Below are 3260 nucleotides of genomic sequence, written 5' to 3'. Positions count from 1 at the left end.
CTTCCTCGGTGACGCTGTTGAGCTCTTCGGCCGCCGACGCCAACTGATGGGCGGAGCCGGAAATACTCTGCAGGGTGTCGCGCAGCTTTTCCTGCATCGTGACCATGGCTTGCAGCAGGCGCCCGGCTTCGTCGCTGCCATCGACCGTGATGGGGCGGGTCAGGTTGCCTTCGGCGATCTCTTCGGCGGCCCTCAGGGCATTGGCGATGGGCTGGGTGATGCTGCGGATCAGGCGCCAGGCGAACAGCAGGGTCAGGGCGCTGGCCAGCACCAGCAGCCCTACCACCAGATTGAAGGCTCTGCGGTACTGAGCGGCAGCATCATCGTCGGCGACGGTGGCGTAATGGCTGTTGATCTCCACCAGTTGGTTGAGGACCGCGTTGATCTTTTCGGCGCTGTCCATCAGGTCGGTATTGAGCAGTTGTTGCATGGCCTCAAGCTGGTTGTTGTGCGACAGCTCGATCAGTTGGCTCTCCAACTGCCGGTGGTGGCTCAGCAGCGTGCCGTATTGCTCGTAGGCAAGGCGCTCCTCGGGGCTGCTGATGAGCTTCAGGTACTGGGCCCGGGCTTCTTCGATCTTCTGGTTGCGCTGGTCGATGGCATCCAGGGTCTGCTGCTGGGCCTGGGGTTCGCGGTTGAGCAGCAGCCGGTAGGCCTGGACCCGTTGGCGCAGGCTGAGCTGGGTGAATTCATCGACGCTCTTGATGCTCGGGATGGTGTCCTGGCTCATGCGCTCGGTGGCTGAGCGGATCTTGCCCATCTGATTCAGGGCGAACACCCCGAGAAACAGCATCAGGCAGCCGATCAGGGCAAATCCGAGGAAAGCCCTCGGGGCAATATTCAGGGAGCGCAGGGACATGGACATTACCTCGGGTGAGCGCTTTATTGCGCTGGCAGGATCAGGGACGTACCTGTCTATCGCGTTGAACAATGGCTTCTTGAACCGGCGGATGCAGTTTCAGAAATTTCTTATGCGTAACTGGGAAAGTTCATAAAAGTCCGAGACTCCGACGAGGCGTCAGGAACCGGAGCGCAGAATGACAGTCTCTAACAGCTCTCGCGGAAGGGTCATCGCCAGTAAAATCAAGGCTTTGCGCCTGGATAACCCTGGCATCCAGGGTGACTTTTCTTTATCGTACGCGCCCTTTGCAAAAAGCCCGGAAGATCAAAATGTTGGAAGCATCCCTCAGCCAATTGGAACAGCTGGTCAGCGACTTGGTGGTACAGAACCAGGAACTGCTCGGTACGAACGCAGCCCTCAAGGAACAACTGGACCAGGCCAAGGATGAAAACGAAAGCCTGCAACTGAGCCTGATGGAGCAGGAAGAAAAGCAAGGCGCCACCGCTGCCCGCATCCAGGCGCTGGTTGAGCGTGTCAGCGCGAGCCCGGCCAATCCATGAGACATCACATCGATGGAGTGAAGGTCGTTTCGATCCTGGGGGAGGATTACTCGATCAAGGCGCCGGCCGGGGAAGAACAGACCCTGATGGACGCTGCGCTGATGCTCAAGGCGGCCCTGGCCGACACCAAGAAGAAGTACCCGACGCTGATCGGCGAGCGCCTGCTGGTGCTGGCGGCGATGAACCTGTGCTCGCAGCAGATCGAGATGCAGAAGCGCCATGCCCAGGAACTGGAGCGCTATCAAGAGCAAGTGAGCGCCACTGTCGAGGTCATCGCCAAGACCATTCAACAGAACTGACGGAACTGCACACAGCCGCAGGGTTATATGTTGGACAAACATAACTAATGTTTGTATACAACCTTCCGCGGCTGGCGCGACATTTCAGCCTCTTATACCAATAAGAAAGAGGTGTTCCATGCAATTCTGGCGACGCAGTATTCAATGGCAACTGGTCCTCAGCATGGGCTCGGCCCTGCTGGTCAGCCTGCTGGTGGTGGTGGCGGTCTACACCGTGGTGATCAACCACCTGACCCAGAACTACCTGGTGGACAAGGCGCTGCCTTCGAGCATCGAAGCCATGCGCAACGATATCGAGCGCATCCTCGCCCAGCCGCTGACGGTCGCCCGGGACATTGCCAGCAACGGCATGCTGCGCGATTGGCTGGCAGGCGGCGAGGATCCGGCCCAGGCCCAGGTGTTCGTCGACTACCTGGAAGGCATCCGCGCCGAAAATCAGGCCTTCACCACCTTGATGGTGGGCACCGCGACCAACCACTACTACAACGAGAAGGGGCTGGATCGCACCCTCAGCCGTTCCAATCCCAAGGACGCCTGGTTCTACAGCTTCATCGACAGCGACAAGCCGCGGCTGCTCAACATCGACACCGATGTGGCCACCGGCGAGTTGGCGATGTTCATCGACATGCGGGTAAAGAAGGACGGCAAGCTGGTGGGGGTGGCCGGGCTCGGGCTGAAGATGCAGGCGCTGTCGCAATTGATCCATGACTTCAGCTTCGGCGAGCGCGGCAAGGTCTATCTGGTGCGCGCCGACGGATTGATCCAGGTTCACCCCGAGGCGCAGTTCAGCGGCAAGCGGCACCTGTCCGAGCAGATCGGCGAGTCGGCCGCCCAGGCGGTCATGGGGCACGAGGGGCTGGCCAGCAGCCGGTTCGTGCGCGACGGCGAAGACTTTGTGGCCCTGAGCCTGCCACTGCGGGGCATGGGGTGGTCGCTGGTGGCCGAGGTGCCCGAAGCGCAGATCTACGCCGATGCCCGGCAAACCTTGTGGCTGACCACCGGCATCGGCCTGGCTATCGCCCTGGTCTGCCTGTTGCTGGTGATCTGGCTGGCTCGCGGCCTGGTGCGGCCGGTGCGTCAGGTGACCGCCGGGCTGGTAGCCATCGGCAGCGGTGGTGGCGACCTGACCCTGCGCCTGGATGCCAGCCGGGCCGACGAGCTGGGGGACCTGGCCCGGGGCTTCAATCGTTTTCTCGACAGCCAGCACGGCATGATCGGCGAAGTGCTGGCCACCACCGAGCGTCTGCGCTCATCCGTGGGGCAGGTGGCGGCGGTGGTGGAGAACACTGCCGAGCGCTCGGGGCGGCAGCAGGAAATGACCGACATGGTGGCCACGGCCGTGCACCAGATGGGGCTGACCGTCCAGGACATCGCGCGCAATGCCGGGCAGGCGGCCGATGCGTCCCAGGCGGCCCGGGATGAGGCCCAGCTGGCCCAGGGGGTGGTGGACGGCTCGATCCGGCACATCGAAAGCATGTCCGGGGAAATTGCCCTGGCCGCCAGCGCTGTCAGTGAACTGGCGCATCAGGTGGCCTCCATCGATCAGGTATTGGCGGTGAT

General features: G+C 61.9%; 4 protein-coding genes. 3 read left to right on the top strand and 1 reads right to left on the bottom strand.

Annotated elements, in window-relative coordinates; translation table 11 throughout:
• On the bottom strand, window positions 1-859 hold an 859-nt coding region (locus F6S12_RS30715), incomplete at its 3' end, for a methyl-accepting chemotaxis protein (RefSeq protein WP_315869760.1).
• Window positions 860-1170: 311 nt separating this feature from the next.
• Here F6S12_RS30715 and F6S12_RS30710 point away from each other — a divergent pair.
• From F6S12_RS30710 to F6S12_RS30700, 3 genes are all read left to right on the top strand, one after another.
• Window positions 1171-1401 (top strand): hypothetical protein, encoded by a 231-nt coding sequence (locus tag F6S12_RS30710; RefSeq protein ID WP_015633896.1) that lies wholly within the window; start codon window positions 1171-1173, stop codon window positions 1399-1401.
• On the top strand, window positions 1398-1700 hold the full coding sequence (locus F6S12_RS30705; RefSeq protein WP_011058865.1) for a cell division protein ZapA: 303 nt from the start codon (window positions 1398-1400) through the stop codon (window positions 1698-1700). The genes F6S12_RS30710 and F6S12_RS30705 overlap by 4 nt, the downstream gene beginning before the upstream one ends.
• A 118-nt stretch (window positions 1701-1818) precedes the next feature.
• A partial coding sequence (locus F6S12_RS30700; protein ID WP_315869759.1) for a methyl-accepting chemotaxis protein occupies window positions 1819-3260 on the top strand: 1442 nt, incomplete at its 3' end.

This window comes from Pseudomonas sp. JV245A (assembly GCF_032424515.1).
Taxonomy (GTDB): domain Bacteria; phylum Pseudomonadota; class Gammaproteobacteria; order Pseudomonadales; family Pseudomonadaceae; genus Aquipseudomonas; species Aquipseudomonas protegens.
Note: the sequence above shows the minus strand (reverse complement) of the source record. Positions and strands in the feature narration are given on the sequence as shown.

What these genes read in the sequence shown, in the direction of transcription:
- F6S12_RS30710 (WP_015633896.1), top strand. Translation starts at nt 1,171, where the DNA reads ATGTTGGAAGCATCCCTCAGCCAATTGGAACAGCTGGTCAGCGACTTG.
- F6S12_RS30705 (WP_011058865.1), top strand. Translation starts at nt 1,398, where the DNA reads ATGAGACATCACATCGATGGAGTGAAGGTCGTTTCGATCCTGGGGGAG.